This window comes from Ancylobacter mangrovi (assembly GCF_024752355.1).
Lineage (GTDB): Bacteria > Pseudomonadota > Alphaproteobacteria > Rhizobiales > Xanthobacteraceae > Ancylobacter > Ancylobacter mangrovi.
Genome location: NZ_JANTHZ010000014.1, coordinates 109,106 through 130,412, shown reverse-complemented (window position 1 = coordinate 130,412; position 21,307 = coordinate 109,106). Strand labels below are relative to the sequence as shown.

General features: G+C 67.7%; 21 protein-coding genes. 4 read left to right on the top strand and 17 right to left on the bottom strand.

The window, feature by feature from the left end:
- Positions 1–12: 12 nt before the first annotated feature.
- The 3 genes from NVS89_RS22025 to NVS89_RS22015 are packed head-to-tail and all read right to left on the bottom strand — an operon-like array spanning position 13 to position 2,337.
- A complete protein-coding gene (locus NVS89_RS22025; RefSeq protein WP_258734928.1) occupies positions 13–687 on the bottom strand; it encodes an amino acid ABC transporter permease in 675 nt (224 codons plus the stop codon).
- Entirely contained in the window at positions 684–1,499 is an 816-nt protein-coding gene (locus tag NVS89_RS22020; RefSeq protein WP_258734927.1) for an amino acid ABC transporter ATP-binding protein, read from the bottom strand. The genes NVS89_RS22025 and NVS89_RS22020 overlap by 4 nt, the downstream gene beginning before the upstream one ends.
- 28 nt (positions 1,500–1,527) lie before the next feature.
- The gene (locus tag NVS89_RS22015; RefSeq protein WP_258734926.1) at positions 1,528–2,337 is read right to left on the bottom strand and encodes a transporter substrate-binding domain-containing protein; all 810 of its coding nucleotides are present in this window, start codon (positions 2,335–2,337) and stop codon (positions 1,528–1,530) included.
- A 157-nt stretch (positions 2,338–2,494) separates the two neighbouring features.
- On the opposite strand from NVS89_RS22015, the gene NVS89_RS22010 reads away from it, so the two are divergent.
- On the top strand, positions 2,495–3,382 hold the full coding sequence (locus tag NVS89_RS22010; RefSeq protein WP_258734925.1) for a LysR family transcriptional regulator: 888 nt from the start codon (positions 2,495–2,497) through the stop codon (positions 3,380–3,382).
- A 102-nt stretch (positions 3,383–3,484) separates the two neighbouring features.
- On the opposite strand, the gene NVS89_RS22005 is transcribed toward NVS89_RS22010, so the two are convergent.
- From NVS89_RS22005 to solA, 6 genes are all read right to left on the bottom strand, one after another.
- Positions 3,485–4,915: an MmgE/PrpD family protein gene (locus tag NVS89_RS22005; protein ID WP_258734924.1), complete on the bottom strand. Its 1,431-nt coding sequence runs from the start codon at positions 4,913–4,915 to the stop codon at positions 3,485–3,487.
- The gene (locus tag NVS89_RS22000) at positions 4,915–5,682 is read right to left on the bottom strand and encodes an amino acid ABC transporter ATP-binding protein (RefSeq protein WP_309486579.1); all 768 of its coding nucleotides are present in this window, start codon (positions 5,680–5,682) and stop codon (positions 4,915–4,917) included. Before NVS89_RS22000 ends, NVS89_RS22005 begins: the two co-directional genes overlap by 1 nt.
- Positions 5,683–5,696: 14 nt before the next feature.
- Positions 5,697–6,554: an amino acid ABC transporter permease gene (locus NVS89_RS21995; RefSeq protein ID WP_258734922.1), complete on the bottom strand. Its 858-nt coding sequence runs from the start codon at positions 6,552–6,554 to the stop codon at positions 5,697–5,699.
- Positions 6,551–7,297 carry an amino acid ABC transporter permease gene (locus NVS89_RS21990; protein ID WP_258734921.1) on the bottom strand — a complete coding sequence of 249 codons (747 nt, stop codon included), beginning with the start codon at positions 7,295–7,297 and terminating at the stop codon, positions 6,551–6,553. The genes NVS89_RS21995 and NVS89_RS21990 overlap by 4 nt, the downstream gene beginning before the upstream one ends.
- 93 nt (positions 7,298–7,390) lie before the next feature.
- The gene (locus NVS89_RS21985; RefSeq protein WP_258734920.1) at positions 7,391–8,203 is read right to left on the bottom strand and encodes a transporter substrate-binding domain-containing protein; all 813 of its coding nucleotides are present in this window, start codon (positions 8,201–8,203) and stop codon (positions 7,391–7,393) included.
- Between the two features lie 92 nt (positions 8,204–8,295).
- Complete coding sequence (gene solA / locus NVS89_RS21980) at positions 8,296–9,426, bottom strand: N-methyl-L-tryptophan oxidase (protein ID WP_374114622.1); 1,131 nt, start codon at positions 9,424–9,426, stop codon at positions 8,296–8,298.
- Positions 9,427–9,602: 176 nt separating this feature from the next.
- Between solA and NVS89_RS21975 the strand changes: the two genes are divergently transcribed.
- The 3 genes from NVS89_RS21975 to NVS89_RS21965 all read left to right on the top strand — a co-directional run bounded on the left by NVS89_RS21975 (position 9,603) and on the right by NVS89_RS21965 (position 12,657).
- The gene (locus NVS89_RS21975) at positions 9,603–10,568 is read left to right on the top strand and encodes a LysR family transcriptional regulator (protein WP_258734917.1); all 966 of its coding nucleotides are present in this window, start codon (positions 9,603–9,605) and stop codon (positions 10,566–10,568) included.
- Between the two features lie 260 nt (positions 10,569–10,828).
- Positions 10,829–11,623, top strand: coding sequence for a transporter family protein (locus NVS89_RS21970; RefSeq protein ID WP_258734916.1), 795 nt, complete (start codon positions 10,829–10,831; stop codon positions 11,621–11,623).
- Positions 11,624–11,739: 116 nt separating this feature from the next.
- Complete coding sequence (locus NVS89_RS21965; RefSeq protein ID WP_258734915.1) at positions 11,740–12,657, top strand: SphA family protein; 918 nt, start codon at positions 11,740–11,742, stop codon at positions 12,655–12,657.
- Between the two features lie 28 nt (positions 12,658–12,685).
- Here NVS89_RS21965 and NVS89_RS21960 read toward each other — a convergent pair whose 3' ends face one another.
- From NVS89_RS21960 to NVS89_RS21925, 8 genes are all read right to left on the bottom strand, one after another.
- Positions 12,686–13,936: a BatD family protein gene (locus NVS89_RS21960; protein WP_258734914.1), complete on the bottom strand. Its 1,251-nt coding sequence runs from the start codon at positions 13,934–13,936 to the stop codon at positions 12,686–12,688.
- Between the two features lie 23 nt (positions 13,937–13,959).
- Positions 13,960–14,586, bottom strand: a complete 627-nt coding sequence (locus NVS89_RS21955; protein WP_258734912.1) for a hypothetical protein — start codon at positions 14,584–14,586, stop codon at positions 13,960–13,962.
- Entirely contained in the window at positions 14,583–15,494 is a 912-nt protein-coding gene (locus NVS89_RS21950) for a vWA domain-containing protein (protein ID WP_258734911.1), read from the bottom strand. The genes NVS89_RS21955 and NVS89_RS21950 overlap by 4 nt, the downstream gene beginning before the upstream one ends.
- The gene (locus tag NVS89_RS21945; RefSeq protein WP_258734910.1) at positions 15,491–16,486 is read right to left on the bottom strand and encodes a VWA domain-containing protein; all 996 of its coding nucleotides are present in this window, start codon (positions 16,484–16,486) and stop codon (positions 15,491–15,493) included. The genes NVS89_RS21950 and NVS89_RS21945 overlap by 4 nt, the downstream gene beginning before the upstream one ends.
- 2 nt (positions 16,487–16,488) lie before the next feature.
- The gene (locus NVS89_RS21940) at positions 16,489–16,947 is read right to left on the bottom strand and encodes a DUF4381 domain-containing protein (RefSeq protein WP_258734953.1); all 459 of its coding nucleotides are present in this window, start codon (positions 16,945–16,947) and stop codon (positions 16,489–16,491) included.
- On the bottom strand, positions 16,947–17,921 hold the full coding sequence (locus NVS89_RS21935) for a DUF58 domain-containing protein (protein WP_258734909.1): 975 nt from the start codon (positions 17,919–17,921) through the stop codon (positions 16,947–16,949). Before NVS89_RS21935 ends, NVS89_RS21940 begins: the two co-directional genes overlap by 1 nt.
- Before the next feature lie 10 nt (positions 17,922–17,931).
- A complete protein-coding gene (locus NVS89_RS21930; RefSeq protein WP_258734908.1) occupies positions 17,932–18,903 on the bottom strand; it encodes an AAA family ATPase in 972 nt (323 codons plus the stop codon).
- Positions 18,904–19,074: 171 nt separating this feature from the next.
- Positions 19,075–20,622: an arylsulfatase gene (locus NVS89_RS21925; RefSeq protein ID WP_258734907.1), complete on the bottom strand. Its 1,548-nt coding sequence runs from the start codon at positions 20,620–20,622 to the stop codon at positions 19,075–19,077.
- Between the last annotated feature and the right edge of the window lie 685 nt (positions 20,623–21,307).

Sequence of the window (21,307 nt, the reverse complement as noted above, 5' to 3'; positions counted from 1 at the left end):
AACCGCGCGGGTTCAGCGACGGAAATATTTCAGGAAGACGTGCCGCTCGATGGCTCCCGCCGTCAGCGTCAGCGGCAGGATGACGGCCACGAAGAAGGCCGCGACCAGGGTCAGGACTTCCAGCGGACGGAAGGTGTGGATCGACAGGCGCTGGCCCTCATAGAGGATCTCGCCGACGGCGATGTAGCTGCCGAGCACGGAGTTCTTGATCGCCATCACGCACTGGCTGGTGAAGGGGGGGAGCACCCGCAGGAAGGCCAGCGGCCCGGTGACGCGCAGCATCACCGTCAGGGGCTTCATGCCCACCGACATGCCGGCCTCTATGAGCCCGCGATCGACCGCCTGCACGCCGGCGCGGAAGATCTCCGCGAAGAACACGCCCGAATAGAGAGCGATGGCGAAGACGCAGGTCCAGAAGGCCGGCAGGGCCAGCCCCGTCAGGATCGGCAGGCAGTAATAGCACCACACCACCAGCACCAGCGGCGGGATCGAGCGGACCACTTCAATGATCGCCGTCGCGGGATAACGCAGCAGCCGGCGCTCCGCCATGCGAAACGGGGCGAGGATCAGCCCGATCAGGATGCCCAGCCCGACCGAGAGGAACACGAGCTGAAAGGTGACCGCCGCGGCCCCGAGCAGGAGCCCGCGATACTCGGTCAGGATCGAGAAGTCCCATTGGTAACTCACACCGGACCTCCCGCATTTTCCGGCCGCTGGCTGGCGAAGAACTGGCGGGCTCGCGGGTTTTCGGACTGCGTCATCACATAGTCCGGGGCTCCGCGCTCGACGATCTGGCCGCCTTCGAGCAGCACGACCTCGTCGCAGGCGTTCCGCGCGAAGCTCATCTCATGGGTCACGACCACCATGGTGGTCCCGCTCTTCGCCAGATCGAGCATGACCTGCAGCACCTCGCCGACGAGCTCGGGATCGAGGGCGGAGGTCGGTTCGTCGAACAGCATGATCTTCGGCCGCATGGCGAGCGCGCGGGCGATGGCGACACGCTGCTGCTGCCCGCCGGAGAGGCGGATCGGGTAGCTGTCCGCCTTGTCGCGCAACCCGACGCGCGCGAGCAGGTCGAGCCCCAGCGCTTCGGCTTCCTCCCTCGCCATGCCCAGAACCTGGACCGGCCCCTCGACGACGTTGCCGAGGACGGTTCGGTGCGGCCACAGATTGAAGTGCTGGAACACCATGGACATCGACGCCCGCTGAAGGGCGAGCCGGCTCGCAGAAAGCGGCCGGCGGCGGCCGCCGGAGGTGGTCTCGAAGCCGATCTCCTCGCCTTCGAGCAGGATGCGCCCGCCCGAAGGCACCTCCAGCATGTTCAGGCAGCGCAGCAGGGTCGACTTTCCCGACCCGCTGCGGCCGAGAAGGCCGATCACCTGCGATGGCTTCACCGAGAGGGACACGCCCTTCAGCACCTCATGGGCGCCGAAGGACTTGCGCAGATTGTCCACGACAAGCAGGGGAGCGTCCGTGGACACAGTGCGACCAGCATTCATCGCAGACGGCCTTCCAGCGACACGACGTTCAGTTCGACGTCGGGACGTATTTCGCCCAGATCTTGTCGAGAGTGCCATCGGCGCGCATCTGGTCGAGCTGGCCGTCGAGCCAGTCGACGAGCGTCTTGTCCTCGTTCTTCCGCAGGCCGATATTCGTGGGCTGGGCGCGCACCGGCGTCGGGACCACCATGATGCCGTCCTTGCGTTTCTCGAGGTACTGGCCGATCTGCACGTCGCTGGTGACGAGCGCGTCGGCGCGTCCGCTCTGCAGTTCGAGATACATGTTGTCGCTGGACTGCACGATCGACCAGTTGGTCTTCGGCAGCAGCGGCAGCAGGGCGCGCGTGGCGCCCGCACCGTCGATGGCGGCGAGGCGGACCGACGGCGTGTCGATCTTGTCCCAGGTGCTGTAGGCGTCCGCCGGACCCTTCAGGGTAAGGATGGCGAACTTCAGCTCGCCCATCGGCTTGGTGAAGTCGATCGCCTTCGCGCGTTCCGGGGTGGCGTTATACGCGCCGAGAAGATCGAAGCGGTTCGACTGGAGACCCGCGACGGCGGTCCCCCACTGGGTCTCGACATATTCGATCTTGACGCCGAGCTTGGAGAACATCGCCTCCATGATGTCGGGCACCAGCCCCTTCCAGCGGCCGCTCGCCAGATCCTGATCGTACCATGGCGGCGCCTGCACGGCCCCGACGCGCACGACCTTGGCATCGAGGATCTTCTGGTACTCGTTGACGCCCTGCGCCTGGGCCGCCGGAACGCTCATGCCGACCGAGGCCGCGACGGCAAGCGCCGCGGGCAGGAAACGGCGGAGCACCTCTCGCATAGACTTCATCTTCGTTCGTCCTCTGGTTGGTTTCGCCGGCAGATGACAGGGCTGCCGAGCGTTGCCTTTTGGCTTTGGACGCAACGGTGACAAGCAGAGCATATTCTGTCCAATATAGATTTTTGCGATATCCATAGCCTGAGGGAATGCCTTGGACCGGCGGGAAATGACGATCTTCTCCACCGTGATGCGGCTGGGCTCCCTCACCGCGGCGGCAACCTCGCTCGGAATCGCGCAACCTTCGGTGAGCAAGTCGATCGCGCTCATGGAGCACCGGCTGGGCCTTCGCCTGTTCGAGCGCGTCCGCGGGCGCCTCGTGCCCACGGCCGAGGCGGGGCTGATCCTCGGCGAGGCCCTGCGCATCGAGGAGGAGCTCTCCCGCTTCGACCGCTATCTCGACGATGTGCGCCACCTTCGGGCGGGCCAGTTGAGAGTGGCCGCGACGCCCGCTCTGGCCCTCAATTTCCTGCCGCTCGTCGCCCGCAAGTTCCGCCAGCAGCTGCCCAGCTACGGCCTCTCGCTCGACATGCACCTGAACCATGAAATCGCAGGACTGGTCGAGCGCGGCCAGTACGATATCGGTCTCGCCGTCATACCCTCCGCGGATGAACGCGAGGACCTGATGGTGCTGCGCCGCGGCCGGATCGTCTGCGTGCTGCCGCAGGCGCATCCTCTGGCGACATCGCCCGCGGTCCACTGGGAAGACATCGACCCCGCCGAGCTCATCTACATCACCACGGATGCACGCCTCGTCATGCTGCTGTCGGCGGGCATCCCCGGCTTTCTCCACCACCGGCAATCGGCCACCGAGACCAATCGCTACTCGATCGCCGTGCGGCTCGTGCGCCAGGGCATGGGCATCACCCTGGTCGACGAATTCACGATCATCGACGCCGAAGCGGAGGGGCTGACGATGCGTCCCTTCGAGCCGGAGCTCAAGGTGTCGCTCGTCATGGCGCTGGACTCGAAACGCGTTGCCCGCAAGGCGCTGAACGAGTTCACGACGTCCATTCATCTCACGCTGGATGAAGAGCTCGGCTCGCCGCGCGGCTGAGCGGCCCGCAATGGCGACATCCCTGCCAAAGCCGGGCGGAACCGGTGGGACAATCCGGCCCGCCGCCAAGAGCTGGCGCCCCCGGCAACCATCCGGTGCAGGCTATGCCGTGAGCTCGAACTGAGCCGCCGCGGCCCACAGCGCGCCAAGATCCGGTTCTCGATCGAGCGCGCGCAGGCGCCGCAGAAGCTCGTCGGCCGCTTCCGGCGCCATGGCGCGCGCCGCGCACGAACGGAACTTCGCGGCGTGATCCTCCGCGCTCATCGGGCACTCGGGGTTGCCGATGGCGAGGTCCCGCGCGCCGTGGATGGTTCGGCCGTCGCGCAGGCGAAACGTCATCCGGACCGGCGCCGTGCCGATGAAACCGAGCGCCGCAAGCTCGGGCGACACGTCGAGCCGGACGGCCGCCATGAGCCGCCGCACCGCCGGATCGGCGAGCGTCTCGGGCGCGAACAGGTCCCAGGTCAGCGGGCCGTGCACGAGCGTCGCCGCCAGCGCGAACTCCATGGAGAAGCGCGCCTCCTGCGGCGTGCGCGGCGCGTGGGCGACCAGTTCCCGCTCGGCGAGCAGGCTCACGCCGACTTGGATCTCCTCGACCTCGTCGGCGCCGAAGCCATGCTCGGCCATGAGGTCGAGCGTGAGGTCGCAGGCCGGATGCGCTCCGCTGCAGCAGGGGAAGCGCTTGAACGCCAGACCGCGCGCGACGAGATCGAACGGCGCGCCGAACGGGAGGTCGCGGCCGGCGATCCGCGCGCGGGACGCGGCACCGGCGAGGCATGCGACGTAGCCGTCTTGACCCTCGATCGCCGTGCGCGAGGCGGTGACGCCGGCGCGCGCGAGCGACACGGCCTCGAGCCCGTTGCGGGCCGCCATGCCGGCATGCCACGGCTTGGCCTGCGTCCCGAAGTTGGAGCGCACGCCGCCGGAACGCGACGCCGCGAGCCCGAGCGCATGAACGCATGTGGCCCGGTCGATATCCAGGAGAAGGGCGGCCGCGGCGGCGGCGCCGAGCGCGTAGAGCGCACCCGTGGTGTGCCAACCGGCCTCGGAAACCTCCGGCATGCAGAACTCGGCGATGCGGTGCGCGACCTCGACACCCGCGACATAGGCCCGGAGGGCGTCGGCACCGGAGGCGCCGACCTGCTCGGCAATGGCAAGCGCCGCCGGGGCGACCACGGTGGTGGGATGGCCGATCGTCGTCCAGCTGGTGTCGTCGAAATCGAGCGCGTGGCCGGCGACCGCGTTGCAGAGCGCGGCGTTTTCGGGGTCGAGCCGCAGGCCGCCGGCACCGATCACCGTGGCGTCCATGGTGCCGAAGGCGCGCTCCCCCGCCCAGGCGCGCACATTGCGGGCTACCGGCTCCGAGGCCCCCGCGAGGGCGACGCCCACATAATCGGCGAGCGCGGTGCGCGCGATGGCGACGACGTCGGTGTCGAGAGAGGTGTGGCGCAGGCCGATCAGGAAATCCGCCGCCTGTTCGGCGACGCTGCGCCCGGCGCCCCCCGCAGCACCGGCCATCACAGCACCGGCCATCACAGCACCTGGGACAGGAATTCCCGGGTGCGCGGGTCGCTCGGCGCGCTGAAGAAGCTCGCGGGCGGCCCGTGCTCGACGATGACGCCGTGATCGGTGAAGTAGATGTGGTCGGCGACGTCGCGCGCGAAGTTCATCTCGTGGGTCACCAGCAGGCAGGTCATGCCGTCCTCGGCGAGCTCGCGGATGGTGAACAGCACCTCCTTCACCGTCTCCGGATCGAGCGCGGCGGTGACCTCGTCGAACAGCATGATGTCGGGCCGCATGGCGAGCGAGCGGGCGATGGCGACCCGCTGCTGCTGGCCACCGGACAGCTCGCCCGGATAGCTGTCCTCCTTGCCGGTGAGCCGGACCTTCTTCATCAGAGCGCGGGCGCGCTCCTCGACCTCGCCCTTGTCCTGATGGAGCACGTGGATCGGCGCCATCATCACGTTCTGCAGCGCGGTCTTGTGCGGGAACAGGTTGTACTGCTGGAACACCATGCCGACCTTGCGGCGCAGCGCCAGCTTGTCGAGCTTGGGGTCGGCCACCTCGATGTTCTCGACCAGGATGGTGCCGGACGTGACCGGCACCAGAGCGTTGATGCAGCGGATCAGCGTCGACTTGCCCGAGCCCGACGGGCCGATGATGCAGATCACCTCGCCCTTCTTCACGTCGAAGCTGACGCCCTTCAGCACCTCGAGCGTGCCGAAGGATTTATGGACGTCGATCAGCTGGACGATGGGCTGATCGGGTGTCCAGGGGCGGGGGTCGGTCGCAGCGGCCATGCGTGAATGGTCTCTCAGCGGATATGGAACCGGCGTTCGAGCCGGGCGGTGAACCGGTCGATCGGGTAGCAATAGAGGAAGAAGCAGAACAGGGCGAAGCCATAGAGCGGCGCGAAGAGCTCCGGCCGGCCGCCCTCGGCCGTGTGGACCTGCGCGGTGAGCGTCAGCATCTCGGAGACGCCGACGATGGAGGCCTGCACGGTCGCCATGGTGACGAGCGAATAGAGGTTCATCCACGGCGGCAGCATGCGCTTGACGCATTGGGGCAGAATGATCTGCCACATGGTCTGGCGCGGCGTGAAGGCGAGCGATTCCGCCGCTTCCCATTGCGTCGACGGCACGGAGCGCACGGCGCCGCGCACGATCTCGGCGACATTCGCCATCACCGGCAGGGAGAAGCCGACCGTCGCCTTCACCCAGTCCGGCAAGGGGATCCGGACGCCGAACACCGTGATCTGGAACGGCACCAGGAACATCACGAAGAACAGCAGCACCAGCCACGGCGCATTGCGGAAGAACTGCGTGAGCGCCCAGCAGACGCGGGCCAGCAGCGGATTTTCGGACAGCATGCCGAGACCGACGCCGAGGCCCGCGCCGGTGCCGAGCGCCATCGCGATCATGGAGATCAGGATGTTGAAGGCGAAGCCGTACAGCAGCAGCGGCGCCCATTTGATGATGACGTCGAGCGGCGACAGCTGGGCGGCGTCCGCCTGCGCCCAGGCGGTTCCCGCGAGCAGCGCGAGGCCCGCGCCGATCAGCACGGCATGGACGGGCGCGAGGCGGGGCGTTCCCAGCCGGGTGGGCTCGATGCGGAACGGCAACAGGACCGGCAGCGGCGCGTCCGCACTCGTCTGCGTGTTTTTGGTGCTCATCGGCCATACCCCGGAATGCGCAGCGACTTCTCCCATCGGTGCATGATCCAGACCAGGATGCCCACCAGGATGCCGTAGGTCACGAACAGCACCAGCATCATCTCGAACACGTTCTGCGATTCCGACCAGATCTGCTTCACGGCGTAGAGCGTCTCCGGCACGGCGATCGCATAGGCGAGGGTCGTGGTCTTGAGCAGGTTGACGAGGTTGTTGTTCAGGGCCGGCAGGCACACGCGCAGCGCGAGCGGCAATATCACGTAGACATAGGCCTTGAGCCGCGTATAGCCGAGCGCCTCGGCCGCCTCCACCGTGGTCTTGGGCACGGCTTCGACGCCGGACCGGAAGATCTCGACATTGAAGGCGCCGGCGAACAGCGACAGCGCGATGATCGCCCACTCCACATTGTCGATGAAGGGCTGGCGCAGGCCGAACTGGTCCTGCCCAGCGGGCAGAACCGCGCCGATACCGAAATAGAAGAAGAAGATCTGCACCAGCGGCGGCGTGTTGCGGAACAGGACGACGAAGCCGTTGACCGCGCCGCGCACGATGCGCGAGGGCGCGCTTTGCAGCAGGGCGCCGACCGCGCCGATCAGAAGGCTCGCCAGAATGGTGGAGACCGTCAGCAGGACGGTCATCCTCACACCGTCGACATAGCGGTGCCAGTCATAGGGGTCGTAGAAGACCGTGAAATTGAGACCCGTCGTTTCGTAGAGGTCTTTGAACCAGGCGGGTATGACGTCCATCGCGCTATCCGGTTGGCGATCCGTGAAAGGCGCGCCGTCTCAAAACGTCAGAAGACGCGGCCGACCCTAAAGGGGATCGGCCGCGCCATGCGATCAGTTGGTCGAGCTCTTCATCTTCTCGTACATGGCCTTCGAGTACTCGGTCGGCTCGATGCCGAACTTCTTCTCCTCGGAGACGATGAAGCCGGTCTTCATCCAGTCCTTGGTCACGCCCTCGAGGAACTTCATCAGGCTTTCATTGCCGTTCGCGACCGCCATGATCCACGGCGCATCCAGAATGCCCTTCAGCGGCATTGCGTAGTCGCCGTTCCACTCGGAGTCGAGCAGCTTGCCCTGGATGAACGTCTGATCATAGACATAGCCCACGCAATTACCCTGCTTGAGCGCGAACAGCGGCTTCTCGGAACCGTCGAAGGCGACGATCTTCGCGCCGTACTTCTGGGCGACTTCCTTGTTGTACCAGGCGCCCGAGGTCGCGCAGAGCGGCTTGTCCTTCAGCTCGGACCAGTCCTTCACGCCGGCCTTCTTGGGCAGCAGCACGTTGACGAAGTCGGAGTAGTAGGGCGGGTCGATGGCCTGCACGACCTTCCGGCGCTCCGGCTTGTCCGACATGGTCGCGATCAGCATGTCGACCTTGCCCTGCTGCAGGAACTCGATGCGGTTCGACGAGACGACCGGCACGAGCTCGAGCTTCACGCCCAGCCGCTTGGCGACGTCCGCCGCGAGGTCCGGCTCGATGCCGACCACGGCGCCCGACGGGTCACGGAAGCCGAAGGGCTTGTAGTCGGCCTTGACGCCAACGACCAGCGTGCCCCGCTGCTTGATGGCGTCGACACCGTCCGCCGCGTGTGCGGCCACGGGCGCGAGCACGCCGGCAAGGAAAAGAGCGATCATCGATTTGCGCATGCGAGGGAACCTTTCTTCGAAATTGGGACCAAGAGTGCCGTTCAGGTGATCGCAGCCGGCGAAAAGCAAACCGCCGGACGTCAATTAGTGTGTCATGCGGAGGCGACTTGGAAGCGCTTAAGCGAAAAGGGGGTCAGGTCGAAGGTGCTGGGCGCGCCCGTGACCGCAGCGGCCACGGCCTGGCCGATGCCCGCCGAATGCTTGAAACCGTGGCCCGAACAGGCGGAGATCACCATCACGCGGTCCTGCTGCGGGTGGCGGTCGATGATGAAGCCGCTGTCGGGCGTGACCGTGTACAGGCACGCGGCCGCCTGGGCGACCTCGGGCGTCACGCCGGTGACGCGGCCGGCGACATGCGCCTGCCACATCGCGGCGGATTCGGCCGGAGAGACCTGGCGGTCGAGGCTCTCGGCCGTCGTCGCGGCCGTGTACTGTTCCGTCGCCACCTTGAATCGATCGTCGCCGGGCAGCGGGGGGAAGCCGTAGAAATAATCCTCGTCGCCCGCCCCGTGCATCCAGATGAAGACCGGGGCTCCGGCGTGCGGCGCAGGGTCCTCCAGCCGGAACCAGTGCAGCACCTGCCGTCTCACCGTGAGCAGACGCTCGAACGGCGCGCCGAGCAGCGGCACCGTCCAGGCGCCGGCCGCGACCACAACCTGATCGGCGACGATCTCGCTCCCGCCGACGCTTATGCGGACCGCATCGCCCTCCTGCCGGATCGACGTGACCTGCGCGCCGAGCCGGAGACGGGCGCCCAGCGCCTGCGCCTGGTCCCGCTGGACCGCGATGCAGCGCTCCGGCCGCACATAGCCGCCGCCCGGCTCGTAATAGACCTTGTCGTCGCTCGAAATGCCTTCGAGCTGCGGAAACCGCCGGCGCGCCTCGGTCCCGTCGAGAACCTCATGCGCAATGCCGAACGCCCGCGCCGTCTCGATCGAGCGCGCCACGAAATCCGGCTTGCCGTGATGGGACGACGCGCCTGAGCCCGGCGCGATGACGAGCACGCCGCACGCCTCAAGCAGCGGCTCGCCGGAGGCCGCCTCGAGCTCCCGCCAGATCGCATGTGAGGCGAGGACGAACGGCACATAGTCGCCGCCTTCGCCGACGGCCTGGCGGGTGATCCGCGTTTCGCCATGGCTCGAACCGAGATCATGCGGCGGCTCGAAGCGATCGATCCCGATCGCGTCGACGCCCCGCCGCGCAAGCTGGTAAAGCGTCGCCATGCCCATGGCACCAAGACCGACGACGGCAATCTGCGCCCGCTCCACGGCTCTAACGCCTCTTCTCTGCACAAAATGAAGTCATGTCTCAAAAACGATCACGGCATAGCGCCGGGGTCAATCGAAATGCGGCATATTCAGTAGATCTACAAAGAATCATTCGCTACGATGATAATGTTGTGGTCGACCTCGATTTGCATACCTTCCGGATCGTCGCCGCCGTGGCGGATACCGGCAGCGTGACCGCGGCGGCGGAGCGCGCCGGGGTCACCCAGTCGGCCGTCTCGCAGGCTCTGCGGCGTGCGGAGGCGCTCATCGGCGCCCCGCTTTTCGACCGCAGCCGGCGGCCCCTCACACCGACCCATGTCGGGCGAATGGTTGCCAGCCGGGCGGACGAGCTCGCCCGCGCGGCCGAGCGGCTGCTGGCCGATGCGCGGGCCGCCGCCGAACTGCCGGGACGCATCGATCTGCGTATCGGCCTTGTCGATTCGCTGGCCGGCACCATCGGCGCGCGCATCGTGCGGGAGCTTGCCGACGGCGCCCTTGCCCTGACCGTGACCGCGTGGTCGGGCCTCGCCTTCTCCCATACGCGGGCGCTGATGCGGCACGAGATCGATGCGGCGCTGACCTGCGATCCGATGGAGGGGCTCGGCGGGGTCGAGCGGATCGTGGTCTTTCGCGAACCTTATGTGCTGATCGCCCCGCGCACCGAGATCGATGCGGTGCGCGGCAAGGATTTGCGGGCCATCCTCGAGCGCTACCGTCTGGTGCGCCACAGTGCCCGCTCCTATGCCGGCCAGCATATCGAGCGGCATCTCGGCCGGATGGGGCTTCGGCCCCCACGGGCGTTCGAGTTCGACACCTCGGACGCCCTCGTCGCTATGGTCGCCACCGGCATGGGCGTCGCCATCACCACCCCGCTCTGCATATTGCAGGGGGCGGCGCATACTGACGGCGTCGTGGCCATGCCGCTGCCGGGCACGGCCTTCTCGCGCGAATTGCTGCTGACGACGCGGCGCGGCGACTTCGCCGATCTGGCGCCGCGCATCGCGGAGGTCGCGCGCAGCATGGCGCGATCGCATGCCCTGCCGCCGATGCTCGCCATAGCCCCCTGGCTGACGCCCCGGGCCCTCGCGCTCGAATGAGGGCGGCGGGCGGCTGAGATGGGGCCGGCGCGTCGCGCCTCAATCACCTCGGGCCCGCTCACCGCCGCCGGGATATGCTTCCTCGCTTCGAGTCAGTGACAGAAAAGTCGCGCGTACACGCAAAAATTGCGTTGACCGAAGCAAGGTAATTTGCTGCCTCTCCTTACGTAATATTCCACCGTAAGCTCGCTTCGCCGATGCGAGGCCGCTTTATGCTCGACGAGACCATTCGAGTATGAGCGCGCGTGGGAGGGGAAGACATGAGAAGTGTTCCCGCAATTCTGGCCGCGGTCGCGATGCTCTATGCGCCGCACGCCCGGGCACAGGACGCTAAGCTCGCTCAGGAGCTCTCGAATCCGATCGCCTCGCTCATCAGCTTTCCGTTCCAGTTCAACTACGACACGAATATCGGCCCGGCCAACGGTTCGCGCGTCCTGCTGAACATACAGCCGGTCATTCCGTTCGACCTGAACGAAGACTGGAATCTCATCTCGCGCACGATCATCCCGGTGGTGTGGCAGACGGATGTTGCGGGCCGCTCCGGCGACCAGTTCGGCTTGAGCGATACGGTCCAGAGCCTGTTCCTTTCGCCCAAGGAGCCCGGCCCTGCCGGCATCATATGGGGCGTGGGTCCGGTATTCCTGTTGCCGACCGGCACGGACGACCTGCTCGGCAGCCGGCAATGGGGCGTGGGCCCGACCGCCGTCGCACTCAAGCAGACCGGCGGCTGGACCTACGGCATCCTTGCCAACCACATCTGGTCCGTCGCGGGCGACGAGGAACATCCCGACGTCAACTCCACCTTCGTGCAGCCCTTCCTGACCTACACGACCAAGGATGCGTGGACGTTCGCCGTCAACTCCGAGATGACCTATGACTGGACGGGGGAGAACTGGTCTATCCCCATCAATTTCCAGATCAGCAAGCTTCTTACCATCCACGATCAGCCCGTCAGCCTCCAGGCCGGCGTCCGATACTGGGCGCGGACCTCGGAATACGGCCCCGAGGGCTTCGGCGGCAGGCTGAGCGTGACCTACCTCTTTCCGACGCAATGACGATCTCTGCCGACGATCGCCGGTGAGCGGTCGCCGTGAAAGGACGGGAGGGGCGGATGAAGGCCGGCGGAAGGCGGCCAGGCCGGTGGATGGCCGGCGCGATCGTGGCCGGTGCGATGTCGACCGCGGGAGACCTGCATGCCGCCGAGAACGGCATCGGGTTCTACCTGCTCGGCGGGCGCGGGCCCATGGCGGGCTACATCCCGCCACCGGGTTTCTACCTTCAGAACGACGTCTATTTCTACAGCGGAAAGGCGGATGCGAACCGGCGCTTCCTTTCCGGCGGGCAGCTCATCGCCAATGTCCGCGGCGAGGTCCGCGCCGACTTCCTGACCGGAACCTGGGTCCTGCCGCCGCAAGTGCTGGGCGGGAACCTCGCTGTCGGCGTCCTTGTGCCGGCCGGCCGGCCGGAAGTGACCGCCAACATCCTGTTGAACCCGGCTGATGCCGATCCGATCACGGGAAAGGTCACCGACGACGCCTTCGTCTTCGGCGATCCGGTCGCCTCGGTCGCGCTCGGCTGGCATTCGGGAAACTGGCACTGGAACGTCGCCGGCCTCCTCAACATCCCGATCGGCGATTATCGCGAGGGCGAGATCGCCAATCTGGCCTTCCACCGCTGGGCCGGCGACATCTCCGCCGCGGTGACGTGGCTTGAGCCGACGAGCGGGATCGAGCTGTCCACCGCGGCCGGCTTCACCTTCAACGGCACGAACGACGTGACCGACTACACGACGGGCACGGAATTCCACGTGGAGTGGTCGGCCACCAAGGCGCTGACCAAGCAGCTCTCGGTCGGGCTTGTCGGCTATTATTACGACCAGGTCACCGGCGACAGCGGCGCCGGCGCGCGGCTGGGCGACTTCAAGGGCGAGGTGACGGCGCTCGGCGGCACGATCGCCTATAATTTCGAGCTCGGGCAAACCCCGGTGTCGACGCGGCTCAAGGTCTATCGCGAGTTCGACGCGGTGAACCGGCTCGAGGGAACCTCGGCCTTCATCACCGTCGCCTTCCCCCTGTCGGTGACGAAGTAGAGAGGAACGGGCTCCGTCGCGGGACGTCTCACCCAGGCGGATCGGCCGGTCGCGGGTTGAGTGGCGGCAGAAAGGTGCGCCGGTCGGCATCGGCCCGCCGGCGGCGGAGCGGTGCGAGGCTGGCGAGGAGACGGGTCGCGTCGCCGCGCGCCCACGCGGCGCCGGCGAACAGCGCGCCAAGCAGCGGGCCCGCCGCGCGGATCGCCTCGCCCTGCCGGTCCGCGGGCAGCAGCCGCATCCATGCGGAAAAGCAGCGATAGATCTCGGCGGCGTTGCCCTGCACGCAGGCCTTCTCAAGCGCCGCATAGGAGGCTCGTTCGGGATCGCGCTGGCGGGTGCGCAGCCAGCGGATCGCCAGCAGCATTCCGAGGCCGAGCGCGGCGAGAATCGCCACACCGATGCCGAGGAGCACGGGGGACGTCCTCATCCCGCCTTCCGGCGCGGCAGGCACAGCGCCGGCGACGCGGATCGCGACGCCCTCGGCCACAGCGGTCTCGAGGCGACCGGCCGCGAGGTTCCACCAGGGCTGCTCCACCGAAGGCAGGTCGAAACCGCCGCCGCGCTGGAACACATAGGTGATGCGGTCGGTCCTGTGCCCGGTGACGACGCCGCGATTGCTGGTGTCCTGGATATCGGGCGGGTCGGCATAGACCCGCACGCCCTCCGGCGCCGCGGTTTCGAGGTCGCGCAGGGCGAGGCCCGGCACGTCCTCGGCGCTGCGGGTGATGGTGCGCACAATGGCGTCGCCCGCCTGGAAGCGGCCGGCCGGCGGGTCGGACCATTGCTGATTCAGCGACAATCGCCGCGTGGCGACGACCGGCCCGGACGGATCGACACCCGGCGGCACCACGACGGACAGTCGGACCGTTGATCCCTCGATGTCTCCCGAGACGTCACCTGCGCGGTCGAACAGCGTCACCGACGCCGGGGGAATGTCGAACGTGCCGCCGCGCCGCGGGTAGAGCGCGAATTCGAAACGCTGGCCGACATAGGTCTCGCCGTCGAGGCTGTCGCGCATGGTCGTGCCCTGCGTCTCGAAGCGGATGATCTGCAGGCCCGGCACATCGGGCATGCCGACGCGCGGCGGTCGCGGCATCTCGCCACGAAACAGCACGTCGACATGAAGGACGACATGCTGGCCGATAACCGCACCGGAGGCGGGCTCGACGCTCTGGCGCACGACGACGGCGGGCGGGGGTGTGGCCGCTGGCAGGGCTTCCTGCGCGGCAAGAGGCCCGCAAGCCAGCAGGAACAGAAGCGTCGCGAGCCAAGCCATCATCGCCTCGCCATCATCGCCTCGCCTCATTGCCCGGTGCCGGGCTGCGCCTCGAGCTGATAGGCGAAGCGTGCCCGCAGAAAATTGGCGGGCCTGGTCTGCACCCGCTTCAGCCAGAGCGCGCGTATCGCCGCGTCGTCCATCGGCGCGCCCATGCTCTGCGTCTCCTCGCCGCGCGGATTTTCCGCATCCTTGTCGTAGACGATCTCGTCGGCTCCCTCGCGCTGGTCGCCGGCATCGGCGCCGGGTGCCTTCAGCCGCTCCGCGCGTAGTTGCGCGATGCGCTGGTTCGCTTCGGCCTCGACCCAGCCCGACCTCAATTCCAGCGCGTGGCCGTAGCGCGCGGCCGCCTCGTCATATTTGCCGAGCATGACGAGCGCATTGCCCTGATCGAACGCCGCCTCGGGCGTATCGACGCCGGCGAAGGCCGCCTCCGCCGCCTTGAAGTCGCCGGCGCGGAAATAGGCCACGCCGCGCCACAGCGGATCGCGGAACCGCTCCGCCGCCTCGGCCGGGCGGCCGCGTTCGAACAGGTAGCGGCCGCGCTGGTTGGGGCTGGCCCAGAGGTTCGCCCATCCCACGCTCCACGCACCGACAGCGAGCCCCAGAACGAGGGCGAGGCCAAGCAGGGCAAAGGCGCGTCCCATCCTCATGCGAGCACCCATCCGCGCCGGAACCAGGCGAGCACCAGCAAAGCGAGCAGCGGCGTCAGCCAGTAGCCCGCATCCACCCAGCGCGCCTCCTCGCCCGGCGCGGGCGGAGGCGGCCCTGCGGTGGCGAGACGGCGGGCGATGCGTGTGGCGTCCGCGTCGTCGAGGGTCAGCGCGACGACATCGCCGTGCAGCGCCCCGGCGGCAGCCTCGAGCGAGGGCTCGCGATCGGCGCGATCCGGCGAGACGATGGCGAACAGGGTCACCGGCGCTAAGGAGTCCATATCCTGAAGCGCCGGCGCGGAATCCGCGAACACCACGATCGAGCCGCCCTGCCCGCCTTTCGCCAGCGTATCGGCCGCCAGCTTCACCGCATCGGCGAGCGCGTCGCCCTGGCGCGGCATCAGCTCCGGCGCCAGCGCCCCGGCCATGGACAGCACCACGGAAGCGTCCGGTGTCGGAGGCAGCACCAGATGCGCCGAGCCGGCATAGGCGACCAGACCGCTGGGCGCTCCTTCGCGCAGCTTGAGCAGGTCCGCCATCTTCTGGCGCGCCCGGTCGAGGCGGGTGGGCGCGAGGTCGCGCTCCATCATGGAAGGCCGAACCTCGAGCACCAACATCGCCGGCCGCGCCGCCTGCGCGAAGGGGGACGGCATCTGCCGCCATGTCGGCCCCGCCACGGCGACGATGCCGACGATCCAGCCGGCCAGAAAAAGGCTCTCCGGGCTCAGCCATCCGCGCCGGTCCCCGCCCACGGTGAGATGCCGCAATAGCTCGGGAGCGATCTCCCTGCGCCAGCGCGCCGTCGTGTCCACTTCTCCCCTTTGCAGCCACCACAGCCCCAGCGCCGGCAGCATCAGCGCGAGCCACCAGGGCCGCAGGAAGTGGAACGGAGCGAGCGCCTCGATCATGGAACCGCCTCCGCCACCCGCCGGCGTGGCCGGCGCACCAGACGCATCGCCTGCGCCAGCATGGAAAGCAGCACGAGCGCCGCCAGCGGCATCCAGAACAGCTCGACCCTCGGCTGGAAGGACACGGTCTCGACCTTGCGCGTCTCGATGCGGTCGAGCTGCGCGTAGATCTGCGCGAGCTGCTCCCGGTCGAGCGCGCGGTAGAAGCCGCCGCCGGTCGTCTCCGCCACCTGCTTCAACGCCCCCTCGTCGAGCTTTTCCTCGCCGGTGGCGGCGGGATCGCCGATCGCCACCGTGTGAATGACGATGCCCTTGTCCTTCGCCACCCGCGCCGCCTCCACCGGAGGCACCAGGCTCGCCGTGTCGTTGCCGTCGGTGAGCGCGATGATGGTCTTCGCCGGCGCCGCGGAGGCGGCGAACTGGTTGATGCCGAGGCCGATGGCGTCTCCAAGGACGGTGCGCGGCCCGGCCATGCCGACCTGCATCTCGCCCAGCAGCTGCCGCGCGAGCCCGAGATCGGCGGTGAACGGGACCAGCACGAAGGGCGAGTTGCCGAACACCACGACACCGACGCGGTCGTCCTGCCGGCGGGCGAGGAAGTCCTCGAGCACCTGCTTCACCGCGGCGAGCCGGCTCACCTTGTTGCCGGACGGGTCGGTGAAATCCGCCGTGTCCATCGAGCCCGAAAGGTCGACCAGCAGCAGCAGGTCGCGCGCGGGACGATCCTGGTGGATCGGCGGCAATATCCATTGCGGGCGCGCCAGCGCGGCGATGGTGAGAATCCAGCAGGCGAGAAGGGTCAGCAGCCGAAACAGGCTTCGCCGGCTGATGCTCACGCCCTCTCGGACCTCCGCCCCGGACAGACGGGCGAGATCGGCGAAGAACGGCACGCGTATCGCCGCGCGACGCCTCTGATAGGCGGGCAGCAGCCAATAGGCCAGCAGGGGCGCCGGCAGCAGCAGGGCGAACCATGGGCTGGCGAAGGACAGCATCGCTATCGCCCTCCCGGGTGGCGCTTCACCCAGCGCCGCGCGCTCGCCAGCAGGGCGGCCCCGTCGTCGCCGACGCCATTCGCGACACCGCCGGCAAAGCCCGCCCTTTCGCGGAAGCCGCCCTCACCGCCCGTCCGGTCGAGGAAGGCGGCCCAGTCGGGTCCGGTGAGCGGGGCCACCTGCGGGCGCGGATAGGCGACGAGCGCGGTGCGCTTCAGGATGGCCGACAGTGCGACGACATCCGCCGGGTGCGTCACCGCCCCCAGCCCGTCGATCTCGGCCAGGGCCTGCAGCCGATAGGCGTTGCGGCGCCACCGACGGGCGGCGGCGAAGGCGAGGAGGGCCAGCGCCGCGAGCAGCGCGGCGGCCAGGATCCACCAGCCGGGCGCCGGCGGCCACCACGGCGGGGGCGGCGGCACCACGATGTCCGCGAGGCGGGAGAGATCGGCCGCGTCGTCCATCACCCGGCCCTCGCGCGATGGTCCGCCGATACGGACCGGGTCAGGCGGCGCCCGAGCAGTTCGCGCAATTGGTCGGCCGTGTCCCGCCCGGTCGTCAGCGGCAGCACCGGAATGGCGCGCCGCTTCGAAAAGCCGTCGATGGCGTTGCGCCGCTCGGCAAAGGTCGCGGCGAAGTCGCCGCGAAGCCCGCGCGCGGAACTGTCGATCTCGATCTGCCGGAGCCCCTCCGCCAGAACGGTCCGGCCGATATCCGGCAGGCTGGCCTCGAGCGGATCGGACACGAAGATCATCAGCACGTCGTTATGCGCCATCATCTGCGTCACCAGCCGCACGGTCTCGGCATCCGCACCCGCGGCGTCGGTGATCAGCGTCAGCAGCCCGTCATGGCGCAGCAATTGCGGCACCTTGGCGAGGGCGGCGTTCAGCAGGCCGGGGTCGCAGGGGCGGGGATCGTCGGCCCTGAGGGCGCGATTGTGCCGGACGATGGCCTCGAACAGCGGCCCGATGGCGGCGCGCCGCGCCCGCGGCCGGATCTCGTCCATGCCGTTCTCGGAGAACACGATCCCGCCGACCCGGTCGCCGAGCGACACCACGCGCCACGCCGCCAGCGCCGCTGCCTCCGCCGCGATGACGGACTTCATCGCATGCCGGCTGCCGAAGAACATGCCGAGCCGCTGGTCGACCAGAAGCAGGACCGGGCGGTCACGCTCCTCGCCATAGACGCGAAGCTGCGTCTCGCCGAGGCGGGCCGTGGCGCGCCAGTCGATGGCGCGCACGTCGTCGCCCTCGTAGTAGTGGCGCAGTTCCTCGAATTCGAGGCCGCGCCCGCGCAGCCGCGACGCGTGGCGGCCGGCGAGCAGGGAGTGGACCGGCTGCTTCGGCAGGAAGCTGAAGCCCTTGGCACGGTGATCGAGCCGCAGCAGATCGTCGAGCGTGATGTGGGCGCGGGCTTCGGGAGGGGAATTGCGAGCCATGGCCACCCGCCTAGACCGCGACCGCCACCTGGCGGATCAGTTCGTCGATGACGTCGTCGGCCGTCTTGCCGTCCGCCGTCGCCTCATAGGTCAGCGAGACGCGGTGGCGCAGGCAGTCATGGGCGACGTTCTGGACGTCCTCGGGGCTCACGTAGTCGCGGCCCTGCAGCCAGGCGAAGGCGCGCGCGGCGCGGTCGAGCGCCAAGGTGCCGCGCGGGCTCGCGCCGATGCCGATCCAGTCCTTGAGCTGATCGCCGAATTTGGCCGGCCGCCGCGTCGCGGCCACCAGCGCGACGATGTAGGTCTCCACCGCCTCGACCATCGTCATCGCGTCGATCTCGCGGCGAGCGTCGAAAATCACGCTCTGGGGAATCTTCGGCGGCGGCTCCTCGCCGCTCCCCATCCGCTCGGCGCGTACCAGGCGCATCACCTTCGCCTCGTCCGCGTCGCTGGGATAGCCGATGGTGACGTGCATGAGGAAACGATCCATCTGCGCCTCGGGCAGCGGATAGGTCCCCTCCTGCTCGATGGGGTTCTGGGTCGCCAGCACCATGAAGAGTTCGGGCAGGCGATAACGGGTGCCCGAGACCGTGACCTGCCGCTCCTCCATCGCTTCCAGCAGCGCGGACTGGACCTTGGCCGGGGCACGATTGATCTCGTCGGCGAGGACGAGATTGCCGAAGATCGGCCCCTTGCGGAACTCGAAGCTTCCCCCTTCCGCCCCCTCGGCGCGGTAGATCTCGCCGCCGGTGACGTCCGAGGGCAGCAGGTCCGGGGTGAACTGGATGCGGCTGAATTCGCTCTCCAGCGCCTGCGACAGGCTCTTGATGGCGCGGGTCTTGGCGAGGCCCGGCAGTCCTTCCAGCAGCACGTTGCCATTGGAGAGCAATGCGATCAGCAGCCGCTCGACCACGCGTTCCTGCCCGATGATCGAGGCATTCACGCGCTGCTGTATCTCGCGAACGGCATCAATCGCCGCCATGTCGACCCGCCTCAAACGATTTTTCCGCCGGTCCACGCGCCGGCCACTCGACCCATGAGAGGTGAAGAAGCCCGGGGCCACTCATGGCCCCCGCCCTTCCCGCTCGGGGAGCTGGACGGTGTCCCGGCGCGCTCACCACGCCGGGACACCGCCTCTGCGAGGTCGCGGGCGCTACTGGCCGCCGCCCGCGTTTTCGAACTGCTGTTCGAGGCGCTGCTGGATCTGGTCGATCGAGAAGCTCGCCGCCCGTTGGGCCGGCGGATACTCCTTGAACGTCTCGAGGAACTTGCCGACCGCCACCTGCGCCGGGACGAGGAGATAGGCGCGGTCCAGCATCCAGTCGTAATAGGTGTTGGATGTGAGGTCGGCCCGCTCATAGGGGTCGGAGCGCAGGTCGAAGATCTTGGGCACGCGAAGCTGCGTGAAGGGCTCCGCCCAGATCCGCAGCGTGCCGGTCGCGCGCTGCTCGGAGAACACGAGCTTCCAGTTCTCGTAGCGCATCGCCACGACCTGCCCGTCATCGTTGAAGTAGATGAACTCCTTGCGGGCGCTCGTGTCGGTCTTGCCGGTCAGATAGTCGAGCTGGTTGTAGCCATCGAGATGGTTCTTGTACTGCTTGCCGCCGATGGTCGTCCCCTGAAGCAGCTTTTCCTTGATGTCGGGCTCGCCCGCGGCGGCCATGAGGGTCGGGAACCAGTCGAGGCCGGAGAAGATGCCGTTGGCGACCGAGCCGGGCTTGATGTGCCCCGGCCAGCGGATCATCGCCGGCACCCGGAAGGCGCCTTCCCAGTTGGTGTTCTTCTCGCTGCGGAACGGCGTGGTGCCGGCATCCGGCCATGAATTCTGGTGGGGGCCGTTGTCGGTCGTGTAGATGACGATGGTGTTGTCGGCGAGGTTAAGCTGGTCGATCTTGTCGAGGATGGTGCCGATCACCTTGTCGGTCTCGATCATCCCGTCCGCATATTCGGTGAGCGCGGTCAGGCCCGGCTTGCTGCGATGCTCCGGCCGCACATGGGTGCGGAAATGCATCCGCGTCGTGTTCATCCAGACGAAGAACGGCTTGCCGGCCTTGGCCTGGCGGTCGATGAAGTCGATGGCCGCCCCCGAGGTCTCGTCGTCGACTGTCTCCATGCGCTTGCGCGTCAGGGGACCGGTGTCCTCGATCCTGCCGTCGGCATAGGAATGGAGCACGCCGCGCGGCCCGAACTTCTTCCGGAATTCCGGGTCCTGCGGGTAGTTGAAGTTCTCGGGCTCCTCCTCGGCATTGAGGTGATAGAGATTGCCGAAGAACTCGTCGAACCCGTGGGCGGTGGGCAGGAACTCGTCGCGGTCGCCGAGATGGTTCTTGCCGAACTGCCCCGTGGCGTAGCCGAGGTCCTTCAGGGCGGAGGCCATCGTCACGTCGCTGGCCTGAAGCCCGACATCCGCGCCGGGCAGGCCGACCTTGGAAAGCCCGGTCCGCAGGGTCGACTGGCCGGTGATGAAGGTCGACCGGCCGGCGGTGCAGCTCTGCTCGGCGTAGTAATCGGTGAACTTGAGGCCCTCGTCGGCGATCCGGTCGATATTGGGCGTCCGGTATCCCATCAGGCCGAAGCTGTAGGTCGACAGGTTTGTCTGGCCGATATCGTCGCCAAAGATGACGAGGATATTTGGCTTGTCCGGTGGCTGCTGCGATTTTGCTGGGGTTATGGCCGTCAGGGATGTGGTCGCTGCGAACATGACGGCGCCCAGTAGCCCTCGAATACGCATTTTCGCCTCCCTCAACACGTTCGCGATGCCTCAAGTAATTCTTCGACATCGCGACGAGTTTAAATCGAATTCCATCAATGAACGGAACTCTGGCGTTTTCGCCGGCCGCAGCATCGGGCGAGGATGACGTAAAGACAAGTCCAATTGATGTTGAAGCATCCGCAACCGGCCGCCGATCGGCGATTTGTTGCACCGCAGGTCGACCGCCGCGAGGACCTGGCATGCTCTCAGTATTGCCAGATCCTAGGTATCGAAAGACCATCGGCGCCAGTGCCGGATGACTTCTTTCATGACCGAAGCACCGGCGCGTTCCCGGCCGGCGTCAGCAGGACCCGCCGATCGCCCTGGCCTCGATACCGCAACGCATTGACGATCACCGTGAAGGCGGCCGAGGGCTGGAGCCGGAAAGCCCTTCGCGTTGCCTCTCAGGCCCGGAACATGCCAAGCGGAGCGAAAATCCGGCCAATTCCGCCACCGCAGGACGCATCTTCGCCATGATGCTGGCTAGGAATACCGATCCTTGCCGGCCGCGACGCACGCCGAACCCGGCTCAGCCAAAGGCCGAGCCTGTCAGTACGAATGTGCATCGGCAGTCTCCGGCGCCGAAGGATGCCCGGCGGGTCGCGCCCGCTGGCCAGTGGGATAGTGGGGAAGT